The organism is Caballeronia choica (assembly GCF_001544535.1).
GTDB lineage: Bacteria > Pseudomonadota > Gammaproteobacteria > Burkholderiales > Burkholderiaceae > Caballeronia > Caballeronia choica.
Genome location: NZ_FCON02000542.1, coordinates 1 through 832, shown reverse-complemented (window position 1 = coordinate 832; position 832 = coordinate 1). Strand labels below are relative to the sequence as shown.

The following is an 832-nucleotide window of genomic DNA, read 5'->3' as shown; positions in this document are numbered from 1 at the left end:
CAGGTCCAGTTGGGCGGGGTGCGCGACGACAGCGAACAGGCTCTCGCGCGGCAGCTCGTCCCGGCATTCTCGGATGACATGCTGGTGCTGGCCGATCGCCTGTTCTATGGCTATGACATGTGGCGCGAGGCGGTGGCCACCGGCGCGAAGCTGCTGTGGCGGGTGAAGTCGAATCTGCGGCTACCGTGCGAAGTGCCGCTGGCAGACGGTTCGTACCTGAGCACCGTCTATGCTAGCGATACCGACCGGCGACACCAGCGTAACGGCATACGGGTGCGGGTCATCGAGTATCGCCTGGAAGGCGTGCCTGATGCCGAGCCGCAGTATCGTCTGATCACCAATCTGCTGGACGCAGCGGTGGCGCCTGCCGTAGAACTCGCGGCGCTGTACCACCGGCGCTGGAAAATCGAAGAGATGTTTGACGAGATCAAGACACATCTGTGCGATGGCAAGAAGGTGCTGCGCAGTAAGACGCCTGATCTGGTCCGTCAGGAGTTCTATGCGTTAATGCTTACTCACGCGGCGATCCGTCGAATGATGTACGAAGCGGCACAGGACAGCGGACAGCGACCCGAAGACTTATCGTTCGTTCATGCCGTGCGCGTGCTGAACCGACGTCTGCCCGAGGCGGCGGCCGTTCCCCCCTGAGCAGTGGCAAAGTTGGAGGCTCAGCTTACTGCGGGAAATCGCCAGCGGACGCGCGGTGCAAAGCCGCGGCAAGCGCAATCCCCGCGGCGTGAAGCGAAAGATGTCGAATTTCCGGATCCGGCGACGATGGGAACCGCTGAATCAGCGAATAGCGCCCAAAGTGGTTATCAAGTGAACAGTATTG

General features: G+C 61.3%; 1 protein-coding gene. It reads left to right on the top strand.

The window, feature by feature from the left end; genetic code table 11:
* A partial coding sequence (locus AWB68_RS45600; protein ID WP_125483332.1) for an IS4 family transposase occupies positions 1-648 on the top strand: 648 nt, incomplete at its 5' end.
* Positions 649-832: the final 184 nt, after the last annotated feature.